Origin of the sequence: Micromonospora sp. NBC_00362, assembly GCF_026342155.1 — a bacterium.
Classification (GTDB): domain Bacteria; phylum Actinomycetota; class Actinomycetes; order Mycobacteriales; family Micromonosporaceae; genus Micromonospora; species Micromonospora hortensis.
On sequence record NZ_JAPENH010000001.1, the window covers coordinates 4,680,618 to 4,697,854 of the forward strand.

15 protein-coding genes are annotated in these 17,237 nt (G+C 71.3%); 3 read left to right on the plus strand and 12 right to left on the minus strand.

Annotated features, from left to right (window positions below; all coding sequences use genetic code 11):
* The first annotated feature begins 413 nt into the window (after positions 1-413).
* Positions 414-620, plus strand: coding sequence for a DUF397 domain-containing protein (locus OG992_RS21540; RefSeq protein ID WP_266305248.1), 207 nt, complete (start codon positions 414-416; stop codon positions 618-620).
* Here OG992_RS21540 and OG992_RS21545 read toward each other — a convergent pair.
* Both OG992_RS21545 and OG992_RS21550 read right to left on the minus strand, forming a co-directional pair.
* Positions 617-2,308 (minus strand): ABC transporter permease, encoded by a 1,692-nt coding sequence (locus tag OG992_RS21545; RefSeq protein ID WP_266305249.1) that lies wholly within the window; start codon positions 2,306-2,308, stop codon positions 617-619. The genes OG992_RS21540 and OG992_RS21545 overlap by 4 nt on opposite strands.
* Complete coding sequence (locus OG992_RS21550) at positions 2,305-3,069, minus strand: ABC transporter ATP-binding protein (protein WP_151497138.1); 765 nt, start codon at positions 3,067-3,069, stop codon at positions 2,305-2,307. Before OG992_RS21550 ends, OG992_RS21545 begins: the two co-directional genes overlap by 4 nt.
* A 256-nt stretch (positions 3,070-3,325) precedes the next feature.
* Between OG992_RS21550 and OG992_RS21555 the strand changes: the two genes are divergently transcribed.
* Positions 3,326-3,826 carry a SigE family RNA polymerase sigma factor gene (locus tag OG992_RS21555; RefSeq protein ID WP_238687562.1) on the plus strand — a complete coding sequence of 167 codons (501 nt, stop codon included), beginning with the start codon at positions 3,326-3,328 and terminating at the stop codon, positions 3,824-3,826.
* Positions 3,819-4,676, plus strand: a complete 858-nt coding sequence (locus OG992_RS21560; RefSeq protein ID WP_266304140.1) for a hypothetical protein — start codon at positions 3,819-3,821, stop codon at positions 4,674-4,676. Before OG992_RS21555 ends, OG992_RS21560 begins: the two co-directional genes overlap by 8 nt.
* A gap of 19 nt (positions 4,677-4,695) precedes the next feature.
* Here the strand turns inward: OG992_RS21560 and OG992_RS21565 are convergent, their stop codons facing one another.
* From OG992_RS21565 to OG992_RS21610, 10 genes are all read right to left on the minus strand, one after another.
* Complete coding sequence (locus OG992_RS21565; protein WP_266304141.1) at positions 4,696-6,339, minus strand: cation acetate symporter; 1,644 nt, start codon at positions 6,337-6,339, stop codon at positions 4,696-4,698.
* Positions 6,340-6,753, minus strand: a complete 414-nt coding sequence (locus OG992_RS21570) for a hypothetical protein (RefSeq protein ID WP_238687560.1) — start codon at positions 6,751-6,753, stop codon at positions 6,340-6,342.
* A 38-nt stretch (positions 6,754-6,791) separates the two neighbouring features.
* Complete coding sequence (locus OG992_RS21575; protein ID WP_266304142.1) at positions 6,792-8,297, minus strand: DUF4153 domain-containing protein; 1,506 nt, start codon at positions 8,295-8,297, stop codon at positions 6,792-6,794.
* Positions 8,298-8,482: 185 nt separating this feature from the next.
* Positions 8,483-9,565: a cell wall metabolism sensor histidine kinase WalK gene (locus OG992_RS21580; RefSeq protein WP_238687558.1), complete on the minus strand. Its 1,083-nt coding sequence runs from the start codon at positions 9,563-9,565 to the stop codon at positions 8,483-8,485.
* On the minus strand, positions 9,562-10,242 hold the full coding sequence (locus tag OG992_RS21585) for a response regulator transcription factor (RefSeq protein WP_238687557.1): 681 nt from the start codon (positions 10,240-10,242) through the stop codon (positions 9,562-9,564). The genes OG992_RS21580 and OG992_RS21585 overlap by 4 nt, the downstream gene beginning before the upstream one ends.
* Positions 10,243-10,434: 192 nt before the next feature.
* Entirely contained in the window at positions 10,435-12,465 is a 2,031-nt protein-coding gene (locus tag OG992_RS21590; protein WP_266304143.1) for a carboxypeptidase regulatory-like domain-containing protein, read from the minus strand.
* 198 nt (positions 12,466-12,663) lie between these two features.
* Entirely contained in the window at positions 12,664-13,326 is a 663-nt protein-coding gene (locus tag OG992_RS21595; RefSeq protein WP_266304144.1) for a DUF5701 family protein, read from the minus strand.
* 67 nt (positions 13,327-13,393) lie between these two features.
* Positions 13,394-14,155 (minus strand): LytTR family DNA-binding domain-containing protein, encoded by a 762-nt coding sequence (locus OG992_RS21600; RefSeq protein ID WP_088950711.1) that lies wholly within the window; start codon positions 14,153-14,155, stop codon positions 13,394-13,396.
* 23 nt (positions 14,156-14,178) lie between these two features.
* A complete protein-coding gene (locus OG992_RS21605; RefSeq protein WP_238687554.1) occupies positions 14,179-15,405 on the minus strand; it encodes a sensor histidine kinase in 1,227 nt (408 codons plus the stop codon).
* A gap of 39 nt (positions 15,406-15,444) precedes the next feature.
* On the minus strand, positions 15,445-17,016 hold the full coding sequence (locus OG992_RS21610; RefSeq protein WP_238687694.1) for a sugar transferase: 1,572 nt from the start codon (positions 17,014-17,016) through the stop codon (positions 15,445-15,447).
* Between the last annotated feature and the right edge of the window lie 221 nt (positions 17,017-17,237).

Sequence of the window (17,237 nt, forward strand, 5' to 3'; positions counted from 1 at the left end):
GACCCCGTACGGTGGTCGAAGGGTCTCTCCGGTTTGAGCGATATACCTCTGAGGCATAAATATGACTCAGAGGTATATCGCTTGTGGTGGCGTGGCGCTCCCGGGCGGCGCAGCTCACCAGCGGCCACCGTTCGCGCGCCAGGTTTGCGCCGGGGTCAGCCAACCGGTCCGGCCTGGTCGCGGCAGGGCCACCGTCGGCCCGTTCGCCCACGCGGGTGGTTGATTCGGCGGGCCTACCGACCGCTCCGATCCGTTCGCGCCCGGCACGGCCGCTGGTGCCGCAACTTACTACACAGCGCAGTCACGTACTTACCGGAGAGGTAAGGATGAACGTCGAGATGTGGGTGCGGGCGTTGAAGGCCGCCCGAGCCGGTGCCGAGGTGTCCCAGGAGGCTCTGGCCACGCTGACGGCCATGACCGTTCCTCAACCCCACTGGCGGACGTCGACCAGGTCCGGCGACACGGGTGGTGCCTGTGTCGAGGTGGCGGACAATCTGCCCGGCGTCGTTCTGGTCCGGGACAGCAAGGATCGCTCCGGCCCGACCCTCAGCTTCGCGCCGGCCGCTTGGCGTGGCTGCATCGCCGACGCCGCCCAGGACCCCAGCCGACGCGCTGACTAGCGGCGCGGGGTGACAGTGGCCAGCAGTTCCGGCTGGCGCCGGTCTAGGACGTCGCCGGCCAGGTACGCGCCCAGCAGCGCCGCGCCCAGCCCGTACGCGGCGCCGACCGGCAGGGCCAGCCAGAGCCACGCGTCACCGAGCAGCGCGGCGGCCACCACCATCGGCACCGCGGCGACCACCGAGGCGAGCATGGCCAGCAGGGTGAGCAGGCCCTTCGCCAGGCCCACACCGCTGTTCATGGCGAACGGGTTGCTCGTCTCCGGCAGTGAGTACGCCCCGAGCACCGAGATCAGGCTGTTCACCGCCAGCCCGGCGCCGTAGGTGGCGACCAGGCCGCCGATGGTGAGCCCGATCCACTCCGGTCGACTGAGCAGAAACGACAACACCACAGCGACGACGCCCAACATGGGCAGCACGTACAGCGAGAAAGCCGTCATCCGGGCCCGCAACTCGACCCGGCCGGGCACCCCGGCGACCACATTCGCCGCGTACGCGCTGCCGTCGAAGCCGAACTGGTTGGCCAGGGTGACGGCGGCGAGCACGCCCACGAGGAGCATGGAGATGGTGACCACCACCGGTGAGCTGTCGCTGGCAGCCGCCGTGAACCCGGCGCCGTCCTCGAACGCGAAGTCCCCGCCCGTAACGTTGATCAACACCGGTACGAAGATGCCGACCACAGCGATCGTGATCAGGTTGGCCCGGCGGCGCGCGTCCCGCCACCAGTAGCGGGCCTCCCGAGCGACCAGGGCACCGAACCGGTCCCGGCCGGCCCAGGTGGCGACCCGGGGAAACAGTTGGGCGACCGCGCCGCCGGTGACCCCACGCCGCACCGGGGCCTTACCGGCGCTCGCCGCACCCACCATCGCCGACTCGATCGACCGGGACCACCAGGCCAGCAGGGCACCGAGCGCCACCACGGTGATCAGCAACTTGACCGGTGCCGCCCACACCCGCCCCTGGGCCACGTCGATGCCGACGGTCCACGGAGCTCCCAACGGCGTCCAACCGATCACGGTCGCCACGCCGGTCAACCGGGTCCAGTCCGCCTCGCGCAGCGCGGCGAGGCCGAAGACCTGCAACGGGCCGAGCAGCGCGGCCGTCACCGCCAGCAGCACGGCCGCCAGGTCGCGGACCCGTCGGGACCGCAACATCGTGGCGAAGGCGCTGGTCACCGCCCGGCTGGCCGCCACACACAGCAGCAACCCGGCGAGCACACCCACGACGGCGACCAACCCCGCTGACCAGCCGCCCAACGACCAGGAGGTCAGCACCAGCCCGGACGACGCGATGAGCACCGCCAGCACCGGCACGCTGATGAGGGCCGCCACGAACAGGCCGGTCACCAACGTGCGCCGGGGAAGCGGCAGCAGCGCGAACCGGGCCGGGTCCAGTGTCTCGTCCACGCCGAAGAAGACGAGCGGGAGAAGGAGCCAACCCAGCACCAGCAGCCCGCCACCGGCCGCCGCGATCAGCACCGCGTACCGGCCGTCGCCGGTCAGGCCCGGCGCGGCGAAGAGGAAGAACCCGGCGGCGGCGAACCAGAGCCCGAGCAACGCGCCGCCGACGAACAGGGCGATCCGCCAACCCTGGCCCCGAAAGTTGTTGCCCATCACCCGCAGCTTGAGCCGCACGAAGTGGCGAGCGGAGACAGCGCGTACGGGTGCGGCGGGGGTGGCGTCCGCGCTCACTGGGAGAGCCACGACAGCTCCTCGCCGGTCGCGGTGCGCCCGCCGACCACCTCGACGAAGACCTGCTCCAACGAGCGACCGCCGCGGACCTCGTCGATGGTCCCGACCCGCTTGATGGTGCCGCCGGCCAGGATCGCCACGTGCGAGCAGAGCCGCTCGACGACCTCCATGACGTGGCTGGAGAAGACCACGGTGCCGCCGCCGGCCGCGTACCGGGTGAGGATGTCCCGGATCAGCGCCGCGGAGACCGGGTCGACCGCCTCGAACGGCTCGTCCAACACCAACACCCGGGGGCCGTGCAGCAGCGCGCAGGCCAGGCCGATCTTCTTCTTCATGCCCGCCGAGTAGTCCACCACCAGCGTTCGACCGGCGTCACCGAGCGCCAGCACGTCCAGCAGCTCGGCAGCCCGTTGGTCGACCACCGTCGGGTCCATCCCCCGCAACAACCCGTTGTACGCCAGCAGCTCCGCGCCGGTCAGCCGGTCGAACAACCGGACCCCGTCGGGCATCACACCGAGCAGCCGCTTGGCGGTGACCGGGTCCTGCCAGACGTCGTGCCCGAGCACCCAGGCCGAGCCGGCGTCCGGTCGCAACAGCCCGACCGCCATCGACAGGGTGGTCGTCTTGCCGGCGCCGTTCGGGCCGAGCAGGCCGTAGAAGGAGCCGGCGGGGACGTCCAGGTCGACGCCGGCCACCGCGATCGTGCCGTCGAACCGCTTGGCCAGGCCACGCAGTGCGAGCGCGGGGTGCTCAACAGTCATGCGCCGACGTTATCCGTCGATCGCCAGTTCCGCCGTCCGGCGACGGGCGGACCCGCGATCATCCCCGAGGCGGACGAAGGTTCCGGGCAACAGACCCGCCGATCTTGCGGTCTCTGTTGTCGACATGGGGGGATATGCGTCCTCTGTCGCGACAGAAAGTGCAAGATCGCGGAGCAGGTCGATCCAGCGCGGCCAGCTGTGCAACCGGACACCGCGCTCGCGGGTGACAGGGGCAGGAGCGACACGGGGAGAGACATTGGACAGAGATGACGGCTTCGAGGAGTTCTATCGAGCCAGCAGGCACCGGGTCGTCACAGTGCTGTACGCGCTCGGTGGCGACCTCCATGAGGCGCAGGACGCCGCACAGGAGGCGTACGTGCGGGCCTGGCAGCGCTGGCGGCGCATCAGCGAGTACGACGATCCGGAGGCGTGGGTGCACCACGTGGGACACCGCCTGCTTCAGAACCGTTGGCGGAAGATCCGGAACGGGATCACCGCCCATCGGCGGAATGGTCCGGTGAACGCTGTCGGACCACCGTCGGAGAACACCGTCGCGCTGGTCTCCGCGTTACGCCAGTTGCCGACTGACCAACGCGAGGCGATCGTCCTGCACCACCTCGCGGATCTCTCGGTCGCGGACATCGCGACCCGGACTGCTGTTCCGGTCGGCACGGTCAAGGCCCGACTCGCCCGAGGGCGTAAGGCCCTCGCACCTCTGCTCGGCACCACCCTCCCCGAGGAGGTCAGCAATGCCTGATCAGCCCTTCGTTGACCTGTTCCGGGACACCGAGCACCTGAGCTGGCCCCCGACCGCACAGGTGCGGGAGCGCGGCCGGCGGCGGACCCGTCAGACGAGGATCGCGGCGGCGCTCGCCGCAGTGGTGGCGGTGGCCCTGGTGGCCACCGGCGCGGTGGCGCTGGCCGGTGGCCGGGAGGGCGCGCCGACGCCGGTGCTGCCGGCGACCGGATCACCCACGCCGACACCCACCCCGACACCCACGCCGTCGGCCACCTCGGCCGCACCTCGGTCGTCGACGACCAGCACCACTCCCGCCGCACCGCCATCGAGCCCGTCACGTACGCCGTCGGCCGGTTCCACCAAGCCGGCGATTCCGGCCGCAGCCATGCTGCGGCTCTCGGATCTGCCCGCCGGCTTCACGATGGCAGAGGACGACATCGACGGCGATTGGAGCCTGGAGTCAGTGTCGATCTACTGTCGCGAAGCGCCGACGGGAACGTCCAACGGCAGGCTCGCCCAGCGAACCGTGTCGTTCGACTCGCCGACCGACAGGATGATCCAACGCGTCGTCCGTTTCTCGATTCGCGATGCCGCCCGTGAGATGGACGCGGTCCGGGCACTTTTCACCGACTGCAAACCCAGGGGGGCGACCAGTTCGATGTCGGTCCTGGCCGATGGGCTGGGGGCCGGTGACGAGTCTCTACTGGTGGGCTCGGACATCGACGGCGTGCGGAGCCGCTGGCTCGTCGTACGGCAGGGTGACCTGGTGGCACAGGTGGCGTTGGACATGGACACCACCCCGAAGGAGGCGCTGCGGTACGCCCGCCCGGTGGCGCAGCGGCTCTGCGCCGGCACTGACACCTGCTGAGGGCATGTCGCAGCGGTGATCACTGCATGCGGAGGGCTTCCGGGGTGTGTAGGCGGAGCATGGTGGCGGCGACGTCGGCCGGGGCCCGCCGGCGGGTCGCCATCGACACGGCGACCATCACCGTGAAGGCCAGTGGCACCGTCCAGGCGGCCGGCTGCGCGATGAGCGTGGCCGGCCAGCCGGACAGCGGTGGCCCGAGCACTGTGACCAGCACCGCGCCGATCGCCGCGCCGCCGCCGGCCACCACGCCGGCGGTGGCGCCCACGTCGGTCAGCCCGCGCCACCAGATGCCGAGCACCAGCAGCGGGCAGAAGCTCGACGCGGCGACCGCGAAGGCCAGCCCGACGACCTGCGAGACGTCCAGCCCGGAGACGTGCAGCGCCAGCACCGCTGGCACACCACCGGCGATGACGGTGGCCAGCCGGAACCCGCGTACCGACCCTCGACCGAGCACGTCCGTCGAGATCACCCCGGCGACGCTGGTCAGCAGGCCGGACGAGGTGGAGAGGAACGCCGCGAAGGCGCCCGCGGCGACCAGCGCGGCGAGTAGCCGCCCGGCCAGGCCGTCACCCAGGGCCGCTTCGGGTAGCAGCACCACCACCGCGTCGGTCTGGCCGCTGAGCAGCAACTGCGGGGTGTAGATCCGGCCGAGGACCCCGTACAGGGTGGGCAGCAGGTAGAACGCGCCGACCAAGGCCAGCACGACCAGCGTGGTCCGACGGGCCGCCGCGCCGTCCGGATTGGTGTAGAAGCGGACCAGCACGTGCGGCAGGCCCATGGTGCCCAGGAAGGTGGCCAGGATCAGCGAGTACGTGGCGAACAGGCCGCGGTCGTCGTCACCGGCGGCGCTGGGCAGCAACCAGTCGTTGGCATCGGTGGCCACTCCGGAGACGTCCGGCACCGGATCACCGGCAGCGAAGGTCAACTCGTCGCCGGGGCGTACCTCCCGGATGTCACCGTCGGGCAGGGTGAGGGTCGCGCGGTGCTCGACCACGACGGTGGTCGCGGCCCGGAACGTCGGCCCGTCGGGCGGGGTCACCGCCGGGCGGCCGTGGGCCTGCCACTGCAGGGCCAGGAAGATCACCGGTACGGCGAGGGCGGTCAGCTTGAGCCAGTACTGGAACGCCTGCACGAAGGTGATCGCGCGCATGCCGCCCAGTGCCACGTTCGCGGTGACCACTGCCGCCACCAGCAGGGCGCCGAGGGGGTACGGGGAGCCGGCCACAGTGGCCAGGGTCAGCCCGGCGCCCTGGAGTTGCGGCACCAGGTACAGCCAACCGATGAAGATCACGAAGGCGGTGGCGAGAATGCGGAGCCGACGCGAGCCCAACCGCAACTCGCAGAAGTCCGGCAGGGTGAACGCCCCGGAGCGGCGCAGTGGCGCGGCCACGAAGAGCAGCAGGGCCAGGTAGCCGGCGGCGAACCCGACCGGGTACCAGAGCACGTCCACGCCGTACTTGAGGACCAGCCCCGCGATGCCGAGGAAGCTCGCCGCTGACAGGTACTCCCCGCCGATGGCGGCGGCGTTCCAGGTGGGACTGATGGCCCTGGACGCCACCAGGAAGTCGGAAGTGGTTCGGGCCAACCGCAGCCCGTAGAAGCCGATCCCGACGGTGACCAGGGTGACCGCCACGATGGCCGGGACCACGAAGTCGTTGCCCACTCAGCGCTCCGGCCGTTGCACCAGGTCGGTGAAGTCCTGCTCGTTGCGCTCGGCCAGCCGCACGTACGCCCAGCCCACCCCGATCAGGAACGGAAAGGAGGCCACCCCGAGCAGCAGCCACGGCAGGTTGACGCCGGCGACTGTGGTCCGGCCGAGCGAGGGCGCGATCGCGAACAGCCAGGGCAGCCCACCCAAACCGATGGCCACCACCAGGGACAGCCGCAGCGCCAGCGCGAGTTGGGCCCGGACCAGGCCGCGGACCAGCGCTTCGCCGACCTGGGTCTGCTGGGCCAGCTCGGCGCGGGTCCGCTCGGCGCGGGTGTCCTGCCTGGTGATCTCGGCCAGCACGATCCGGGACCGCCGGGGCGGCGGTACCGCACCGCTCGACCCCACGTCGGGGAGTTGCTTGGCCACCCCGGCAGTCTCGCCCGCCGTACGCGATTGTCAAGCGCTCACCAGCGTTGCAACCCGAGGCAGTCGGTCAGGCTGGCGCTCACCGGGGTCGTGTCGAGAACCCGCCTGGCGCGTTCCCTGCCGAGGTTCACCGCCCAGAACCCGTCCCGGGGCAGCTCGGCCGCGATCTGCCCCAGCGCGCAGGAGCGCATCGGCTCGGGCAGCCGGTCCAGAGCCGGTACGGCGTCGGCCGACAGCCCGGACAGGTAGCTGACGTCCAACCGGCCGGTCTCCAGATACCGGGCGACGTTCCGTTCGGCGATCAGGCGATCCGGGTTGAGAAGGGCCAACCCGAGCAGCGCCAGTACCGCGGTGCCGACCACCAGCCGAGGGAGCCATTCGGCCCGCAGCCGCACCACGGCAACCCCGACCAGGACGAAGAGCAGCCCGAGCCAGATCTCGACAGTCGACACGACGAGCCGCAGCCGGGTGGCTCCGTACGCGTCGGCGTAGACCTGCATTCGGTAGAGCGCCGAGGCGACGATCACCAGACTGAGCGCGGTGAGTGTGCCGAGCAGTACGCGGACCAGCAGACGGTCCCTCCGGGTGGCCTTCGGCGCTCGGCGGGCGGCGATCGCGATCACCAGCAGGGTGAGTGCGGTGACGGCGAGCAGTTGCCAGAACCCGCCGCGGGCGTACTGGGCGTAGGTGAGCCCGGCCGTCCGCAGCACGTGCCCCGCCCCGCCGAACAACACTGTCAGCTGGACCAGCACGAACGCGGCGAAGAGGGCGTCGAGCAACACCAGCGGGAGGGTCCACTCCAGCCGGTGGGCCGGCCGTGACGACGCCGGTCGCAGGCCCTCCAGGTCGGGTGGGCGGGTGACCAGGTACGCGCCGCCGAGCAGGCCACCGCCGATCAGGGTCAGCCGCAGCAACCAGCCGATCACACCGGCCGGGCCGATGTCGGGCAGCAGCCCGCCGACCAGGTTGGCGAAGACCGCGTCGGCGGAGGCGAAGAGCAGCCCGAACAGCGTCAGCAGGACGGCGGAGACCGCCAGGCTGGTCACGATGCGTCCGAACCCGACCCCCGACCCCGCCGAGCGGTTGGTGCGCACTCCGCGTATCGCCCACGGAAGCGCCCGTACCGTCGCGGCGGGTGGCAGGGTCACGGCGACAAGCATTCCGAGTGGGCTTCGCCCGCCGGTCACCGCGAGCGTCCCGGCCCCCACCGCTGCGATCAGGCAGAGCGCGAAGAGCCAACCGGCGGCCCGGAACGTGCCGACGGCGATCAAGGCGACCGTCGCGGCAGCCCAGGCGACCTGCGCCACCCGTCCCGGTGCCCCCGTGGCACCGGGACGGGCGGGTTCGGCGCCGGTTGCGGTGCCGGGCTCGGTCGGCTCGGTGCGGGCCGCGAACGGGGAGGACGTCAGGGGCCTGACGACGGCGGCTGTGGTGAGGGCGGCCGTGCCGGCCAACGCGGCGACCAGCCAGCCGAGGCCCGGACGAACCGTCGTGAGCGCCGAGGCGCCGACGACCGCCGCCGCCGTCGACGCCACCAGCACCATCGGACCCGCGTCGCCGGATGGCCCCGGCCAGCGCCGCGCGATCATCGATGGTGGCCGGGGCAGGAGCGGTGCGGCCTGGGGCCGACCGGGGGCCGGCGATGCGCCCGGACCGGGCCTGACGGTTGGGGCGACCTGCGTTGGCCCGGTCGGCCCGGTGGCCGGGAGGGGGATGCTGCCGGGGCTGGTCATGCGGCCTCTTCTCGGTATGGCCCGTCACACGGGATGGTGACCTGGATGCGGCAGCCGGGCCGGTCACCCCGATCTGGTCCGGCGGGATCGAGGACACCGATCCGGCCGCCGTGCAGTTCGACGACCCACCGGGCGATGGCCAGGCCGAGCCCGGTCCCACCGCCGGCCGACCGGTCGCCGCGGGTGAACCGCTCGAACACCCGGGAACGCTCGTCCGGCGGTATGCCCGGGCCCTCGTCGCTCACCTCGAAGCGGAGCTGGTCGCCGTGTTCCTCGGCGCACACCCGTACCGCGCCGCCGGGTGGGCTGTGGCGGGCCGCGTTGTCCAGGAGGTTCGCGAAGACCTGGTGCAGCCGCCACGGGTCCGCGTGGACCGTCAGCGGTGTCGGCAGGTCGCGGAGCTCAAAGCGCACGTCCAGGCCGGCGCCGGACGCGCTGGCCGTGGCGTGCTCCACGGCCTCGTCGAGGAAGTCCCCCACGTCGATGCGTACGCGCCGCAGCGGCACCACCCCGGCGTCGAGTCGGGACAGGTCGAGCAGGTCGGCGACGAGGTGCCCAAGCCGTTCGGTCTGGGCCAACGCCGAACGCAGCGCCGCGGGTTCGGGATCGGCGACCCCGTCGACCATGTTCTCCAGCACGCCCTGCAAAGCGGTGATCGGCGTACGCAGCTCGTGCGAGACGTTGGCGATCAGCTCACGTCGGCGCTGGTCGGCGGCGTGCAGATCCTCGGCCATCTTGTTGAACGCCTGGGCCAGCTCGCCGACCTCGTCTCGGGAGGTGGCGCGCACCCGACGTGTGTAGTCGCCGCGGGCCATCGCACCGGCGGCCGCCGTCATGTCCCGCAACGGCGAGGTCATGCCGTGCGCGAGCACCTGCGAGGTGAGCAGGGCGACGGCGATGGCGGTGGCCGAGGTGATCGGCGGCGGCCAGCCGATGCCGTACGAGAAGTAGGCGAGCCCGGCCGCCCCGGAGGCGACCAGCAGCACACCCAGCTTCAGCTTGATCGAGCGCACCGGGTCCAGCGGTCGGGGCAGCAGCTCCAGCACCCGGTCCAGCCGGGTGAGCACTGTCGTCGTCATGACGGCAGCTCCAAGGCGTAGCCGACCCCGTGCACAGTGCGGATGAGGTCGGCACCCAGCTTGCGGCGCAGAGCCTTGATGTGGCTGTCCACCGTGCGGGTGCCGCTCCCGTCGCCCCATCCCCAGACGTCGGCGAGCAGCCGTTCCCGGGGGAGCACCGTGCGGGGTCGACCCGCGAGGTGGACCAGCAGGTCGAACTCGGTCGGGGTGAGGTGCACGTCCGCCCCGGCCCGGCGGACCCGTCGCTCCGCCTCGTTGATCTCGATGTCGCCGAGGCGGATGGCGGGCGGCGCGGGAGTGGCGGCGGCCCGCTCCATCCGACGCAGCAGGACGTGCACCCGGGCGGTGAGTTCCCGCATCGAGAACGGCTTGGTGAGGTAGTCGTCCGCGCCGACCGCCAGCCCCACGAGCAGGTCGGTCTCGTCGTCGCGGGCGGTGAGCATCAGCACCGGCACCGGCCGGTCGGCCTGGATCCGGCGGCACACCTCCAGGCCGTCGAAGCCCGGCAGCATCACGTCGAGGACGACGAGATCCGGCTGTGCGGCGTGGAACTGGGCGACCGCGCTGGGCCCGTCCGCCGCGATCTCCACTGTGAAACCCTCGGCCCGTAGTCGGGCGGCGATGGACTCGGCGATGGTCCGTTCGTCCTCGACCACCAGTACCCGGCGTGCGCTCATGGGTCCTGACTGTAGGGAGCGGCCGTGGAGATCAGTGGTTTGCGTTGTGAATAACCTGTGGAGAACCGGCCACGGCTGTGGATAACTCGGTGATCATGCCGGCTGGCGTGGGGGAACTCCGGAGGCTCGTTGTGGACAACCGACTCAGCGGGGCCGGTGGCACAGTGCCACCGGCCCCGCCGTGTCGATCCGTCAGCTGGTCGGTACGACCAGGTCCACGGACATGCTGCCGCTGGCCGGAACGGTGAACCTCTCCAACACGCGGGTGCCGTCCGGCTGCGTCACCAGGTAGCGACCGTCGACCTGGTGGTCCTCGCCGAGGTAGGCGTTGTAGGTGAAGAAGACCCGCTGCGGCCCCTTGAGTCGCATGGTGAACCGGCCGTCGGTGATCGAGCCGCTGCCCGCGATGTCGCCGGTGTCGACGCTGCGAGCAATGACCCACCCACCGGTGAACGGGGTGCCGTCGGGTGTGCGGAAGGTGCCCGTCAGCGCGACGCCCTGGTCGAGCTGGGCGTCCTGGGTGGCGGTCGTACCGGCGGTGACGGTCACCGGGGTGGCGCTGAAGCGGCTCGTCTTGTTGCCGGACCACTGGCTGGCATACGAGTAGCTGCTGAACACCAGGGGCCAGGCGTACGGACCGAGCCGCTCGATGGTGTAGACGCCGCGCTCGTCGGTGCTGGCGTCCTGGGCTCCGACCCCGGGGTGACCGGTGAGCACCGAGATGTCGACCGTGGTGAGCGGCTTGCCGTTCGTGTCGGTGACCGTGCCGGTGACCTTGCCGGCCCGATCCATCCTGACCTGGGGGCCGGTTGTCACCTGTCCCACGGTGGCGACGACGGAGACGGCCTGCCGTTCGTCGCCGGTCCCGCCGTCGGCGCCCACCCACTGGCGACCGTAGACATCCTCCTGAGGCACCGCGAAGAGCTTGTAGTCACCACCGATCAGCGGGCCCACCGTGATCCGGCCGTTGCGGTCGCTGCACTCGCCGTAGCCGTCCTTGAGCGCGGCCTGCTTGGGCAGGAACGCGTCCAGGCAGACATCCCGCACTGGTGCGCCGGTCTGCCTGTCGACGATTGTGGAGGTGATGACCGCACCCGGTCGCATCTTTACGGTGAGCTTGGTGGTGCCGTTCGCCTCCACGCGCACGCGGGTCAGGTCGCGGGAGAAGTACAACTTGTCCGGCGCGTACAGGTAGAGGTCGTGGCGACCCTGGGGCAGGCCGGTGACGGTCACCGTGCCGCTGCCGTTGTTGCACCTCGCGTCGATGCAGAAGTTGGCGACGGGCGCGCCGGTCACCGAATCGACGGCAGAGATGGCGACAGACCCGGTGCCGACGAGGCTGTCCGCGATGGTTGTCTGCCGCCCGCCACGGACCTGGACCACGTTCGCGTCCTCGGCGGTCAGCTTGCCCTTGTAGTACTGCTGCCGCTCACCGGCGATCACGCCGACCTTGTACGAGCCCTGGAGCACCTGGACGCTGAACTCGCCCTCGGCGTCGGTCTCCGTCCACGCTCCGCCGTACATGTTCGCGGTGGTGATGTCGACCTGAGCGTTGGCGAGCGGCGCGCCGGTGGCGGTGGTGAACCGACCGGTGAGCCCGCCCACCGGCAGCACCGTTTCGTTCACCTCGGTCGTCGTGTCCACCTTCACCTCGAAGACGGTCGCGCCCACCTCGTCGAGCTGCCCCGGGACGTACTGGCTCTGGTAGGAGCCCTCGATCGGGTTGAAGCTCACCCGGTAGCGGCCTGGCAACGCGTAGATGGTGAACTGACCGTCCCCGTCGGTGCGACCACCGGCCCAGCTGTAGGTGTCGACCTCATTGGCATTGATGCTGAGGTCGGGCACCGGGTCGCCGGCGCTGTCGACGATCCGGCCGGTGATAGCGCCGGTGGCGAAGAGTTCCTCGTCGACTGTGGTGGTGGCTCCGGCGGAGACGGTCACCGGGTCGGCGTCCGACAACTGCGTCTTCTGGTGGTGGTACTGCTCGGGTCGGGGCCACGGGACGAAACCTACGGTGTACGAGCCGGCAGCCAAGCCCGCGATGCTGTAGTTGCCGTCGGCGTCGGTGGTGGTGGAACCGACGCTCTCGTAGTCGCCCGCGGGATATACCTGCACGAAGACGTCGGCGGCGGCGGTGCCGGAGCTGAGGGTCACTCGTCCGTTGACCGCGCCTGTCTCCGCGGCCTGGGCCGGGGTGGCGCCGGGCAGCACAAGTGCTGCCACAACGGCACCGGCCAGCAAAGTGCGGCGGGCTCGGAATAATTGCATTGATGTCCCAATGTGAAGGCGGGTGGGGCGGCCTGAGCAGGCTCCGCCCGCACCGGCCCGGCGCCCCGTACGGATCGGCACCCGGAGAATAGGTCACCGGCTATGGCTGCGGAACTGCCCGGGTGGTCGGGCCTCCGATGTGGACCGCCTGCGTTACTCCAGGCCGATGCGCTCCGGCCGGGCCGAGGCGGAGCCGAGCCAGGTGTGCGGGTTGCCGTACCAGCACCAGCCCAGCTTGGGTGCGCCCTGGCTGATCCACAGCGCCGGCACCCGCTTGTCGCCGCACCGGGAGCCGACCAGCGAGAAGCACCGGTTGCTGGCCAGCGCGGCCGGGTGCAGCGTGATGAAGGCGAGCCCCTCGTCGATGCTCAGCGGCAACCGGCCCTGAGCGGTGATCCCCTCCATGGCCGTGGCGGGTGCCAGATTGCGGTACTCCTCGCCGCGGTCGACGTCGAAGAGCAGGTACGCCGGACCGGCCGGCACCTCCAGTTCCTTGATCGGGTCGAAGCGGGGCAGGTCGTCCTCGGCGTAGTTCCGGTCGACGACGCCGGGCTTGCTCTTGCCGGCCAGGGTGGCCAGCTCCACCCGTTCCGGCACACCGATCAGGTCCCGGGTGGTGACCAGCAGGAACGGCACCCGGGCGTCGGTGGGGGCGGGCAGCCCGGCGGTGCCCTCGACCGCCCTGGCCCGCAGTGGCGCGACCAGGTCGCGGAAGGTGCTCTCGGTCATCCCGGCGAGGGCGGGGTAACCGAGCTGCACCAGTCGGTCGAGTTGGCCGTCGAACTCGGATTCGGCGTCGAACGGGGTCTCGGTCACGGCAGCGCCTCCCGGAAGTCGTACGGACTAGCGTACAACGTACGGTAGGGCTGCATCCATTCCCGGCTCAGCGACTCCAATCCTGCTTCGCGGCCCTGACCAGCTTGTCCTTCAGCTCCCGGGTGTGCCGCCGGCTCACCGGCAGCTCGGTCGAGTCGATCACCACCACGTAGCCGGAGTTGACCAGCCGCAACTCCGCGATCAACTTCAACTGCACCAGGTACGACCGGTGCACCCTGACGAAACCGGCATCGGCCCAGCGCTCCGCCAGTGTGGCCAGCGAGACCCGCACCAGGTGCGACCCCTCCGCGGTGTGCAACCGGGCGTAGTCGCCCTGCGCCTCCACCCAACGCACCGCCGAACGGGGCAGCATCCGGGTGGTGCCGGCCAACTCGATGGGGATGGTCGGGTCCTCCTCCGCGCGGGCCAGCGCCGCCGGGTGCGACGGCACCACCCGCGAGCCGATCACTCGGCGCAGCGACTCGGCCAGACGATCGGCGCGCACCGGTTTCCGTACGTAGTCGGTGGCGCCCAGATCGAAGGCGTCCACCGCGCCGTCGTCGTACGCGGTGACGAACACGATCGCCGGTGGCCGGGCGAAGCGGCGCAACACCCGGGCCAGCTCCATGCCGTCCAGACCGGGCATTCGGATGTCCAGGAAGACCACGTCCACGTCGCCGTCGCGCAGCAGCCGCAGGGCCTCGGTGGCGTCGCCGGCCGTGTGCAGCCGGGCCACCCGGGGGTCGGCCCGCAGGTGGTACGCCAGCTCGTCGAGCGCGGGCGGCTCGTCGTCCACCGCGAGGACGCGCAGGAAACCGGACGCGTTCACCGCACCCGTCCCGGTCCGCTCGCTCACGAGCCTGCCCGCACGCCGGGGTGGAACTTCGGCACCCGCATGCTCACCTTCGTGCCCGAGCCCAACCCGGTCTCCACGACCAGGCCGAACCGGTCCCCGAAGACCGAGCGCAACCGCTCGTCGACGTTGGAGAGGCCGACGTGCTGGCCCGTGTCGTCGCCCGGGTCGCCGGTGCCGCGGGCCAGCTCGGCGATGCCGGCGGTCAGCGTCGTCGGATCCATTCCCACTCCGTCGTCCTCCACCGTGATGTGGCATTCGGCTCCCGCGTCCCGGGCCTCGATGCTCACCATGCCCGTGCCCGGCTTGCGGGACAACCCGTGGCGAACCGCGTTCTCCACGAGCGGCTGGAGGCAGAGGAACGGCAGCGTCACCGGCAGCACCTCCGGGGCGATCTGCAACCGCACCTGCAACCGGTCGCCGAACCGGGCTCGCTCGATGGTCAGGTAGCGGTCGATCGACCGCAGCTCCTCGGCCAGCGTGGTGAACTCCCCGTGCGCCCGGAACGAGTAGCGGGTGAACTCCGCGAACTCCAGGATCAGCTCCCGGGCCCGCTCCGGGTCGGTGCGGACGAACGATCCGATCGCGGTCAGCGCGTTGTAGATGAAGTGCGGGCTGATCTGTGCCCGCAACGCACGGATCTCGGCGCGGGCCAGCCGCTCCCGCGACGAGTCCAGCTCGGCCAGGGCGAGCTGGTTGCCAGCCCAGTGCGCCGTCTCCAGGGTGGCCTGCACCAACCCCGGAGGCGGCGGGCTGTCGGCGACCGCCACCAGCGCGCCCACCACCCGGCCGTCCGCCGCCAACAACGGCGCGACCACCGCCCCGCGGACCGGGCAGTCGACCCGGTCGCAGTGCAGTTCCTGCTCACCCAGCACCGTCGAGCGGCCGCTGTCCACCGTCCCCTGGGCCGCCGCGAGCAGTTGATCTCCGTGGTGCGTGCCGCGCCCGTCGAGGGCCAGCAGCCGGTCGGCGTCGGTGAGCGCCAGCCCGACCGCGCCCACCAGCGCCCGCAGATGCCGTACGGCCTTCGCCGCGCCCGCCTCGCTCAACCCCGCTCGCAGCGGTTCGGCGGCCAGCCCGGCGGTGTGCAGCACCTCGTAGGTGGCCCGCTGGGTGGCCGTCGCGATGCCACGGCGGGCCCGCAACCGCAGCACCGCCAGCAGGGCTGCGGTCAGCGCGGTGACGAGTGAGACGACGCCGACCACGGCGGAGAGGTTGGCAGCCACGCAGCGATCCTCGCCCCTACGAGCCGAAGCGCCAACCCTCTAGTACGCGCCCTTGCGGGCGAGCACCACCCCGACGGTCCGCCACAGGATGCTCAGGTCGTACGCGAGCGACCAGTTGTCGACGTAGTAGAGGTCCAGTCGGACCGACTCGTCCCAGGACAGGTCGGAGCGGCCGGAGACCTGCCACAGCCCGGTCATGCCGGGGCGGACCAGCAGTCGGCGCCGCACGTCACCGAGGAAGTCACCGTCGTCGGCCGGTAGCGGGCGGGGCCCGACCAGCGACATCTCGCCCCACAGCACGTTGATCAGCTGCGGTAGCTCGTCCAGCGACGTGGCCCGCAGGAAGCGACCGACCGGGAAGACCCGAGGGTCCTCCTTCATCTTGAACAGCATGCCGTCGGTCTCGTTCCGATCGACAAGGCTGGCCAGCCGGTCCTCGGCGTTGACGTACATGGTCCGGAACTTCCACACCCGGAACGTGCGCCCCTCGTGCCCCACCCGGGGCTGGCGGAAGAAGACCGACCCTGGGTCGGAGATCCGGATCGCCACGCCGATGGCCAGGAAGAGCGGGACCAGCAGCAGCAGGCCGAGACCGGCCGCGACCCGGTCCATCAGGTTCTTGGCCAGCAGCGCCGGCCCGGAGAGGGTCGGCTCCTCGACGTGCAGCAGCGGCAGACCCTCGATCGGCCGGATGTGCACCCGAGGGCCGGCGATGTCGGTGAGCTGCGGGGCGACCACCAGGTCGACGCCGGAGCCCTCCAACTGCCAGGCCAGCCGGCGCAACTCGCCCGGCTCCGCGCTCGCCGATCCGCAGACGGCGATCGTGTCCCCGCCGACCTCACGGACCAGGGCCAGGACGTCGCGTCCGGCGTACACCGGAACCGGGGTCGGCATGCCTCTGGCCGCCGCGTACCCGTCGGTGATGTGGATGGCGACGGGCATCAGCCCGGCGGCCGGGCTGCGGGTGACCGCCGCGTAGACCTCCAGGCATTCGGGCAGGGTGCCGACAAGCACCATCCGGTGAGCGGCCTGGCCGGCCCGCCGCCGGATGTAGTGCAGCGCCCAGCGGGCCACGAAACGGCCCCACAGGATCAACAGCAGCGCGCCGAGCAGGGCCGTGCCGACCGTCCAGCGGGACAACTCGGTCTTGGTGGCGAACGCGAGGAACGAGACGCTCGCGGCGACCGTCACCCCGGCCCGGATGACCCGCTTGAACTCGTCCGGGCCGAGCCCCAGATAGCGTCGGTCGTAGGCCCGGTTGCTCCAGAGGATGACCACCCAGCCGAGCGGGAGCAGCAGGTAGGAGACGGTGTGGAACCACGTCGGGTCCTGCTGGGTGCCGGAGAACCCGGAGGCGGCCTGGTCGAACAGCTGGATCGCGATCCAACTGGCGAACGCCGCCGCGCCGAAGTCGAGCAGCAGCAGGATCGCGATGTAGGGGCGGTGCCAGCGGGAGACACGGCGTCGCGCCCTCGTCCAAGCCGACCGAGGGACGCCGTTGTGGGACGGCGGCGTCGGCGGCTGGATCTCGAAGCTGTCGACGTGCCGCACGAGTCTGCTCCGGCCTTCGTTGGTTACCGGGCGCTGGAGGCTTGCCGTCACCTCACCCATGTCCTCCCGCATGACACGGGCCGCTCACTCGGCGTGAAGGCCCGGGTCGCCCACCGTCCCAGTCTCCCACGCGGCCTCCGACCGGTCGTCGCCCCGAAGGAGATTGGCGACCGCCGGTGCTGGCGGGATCTGGCCGGCTCCGCACCATTTCAGAAGCCGGGGACCGGGCCACTATACCGATGGATGCGCGCGTGGCGAGAAGGGCGGACCGGAGCTTCCGC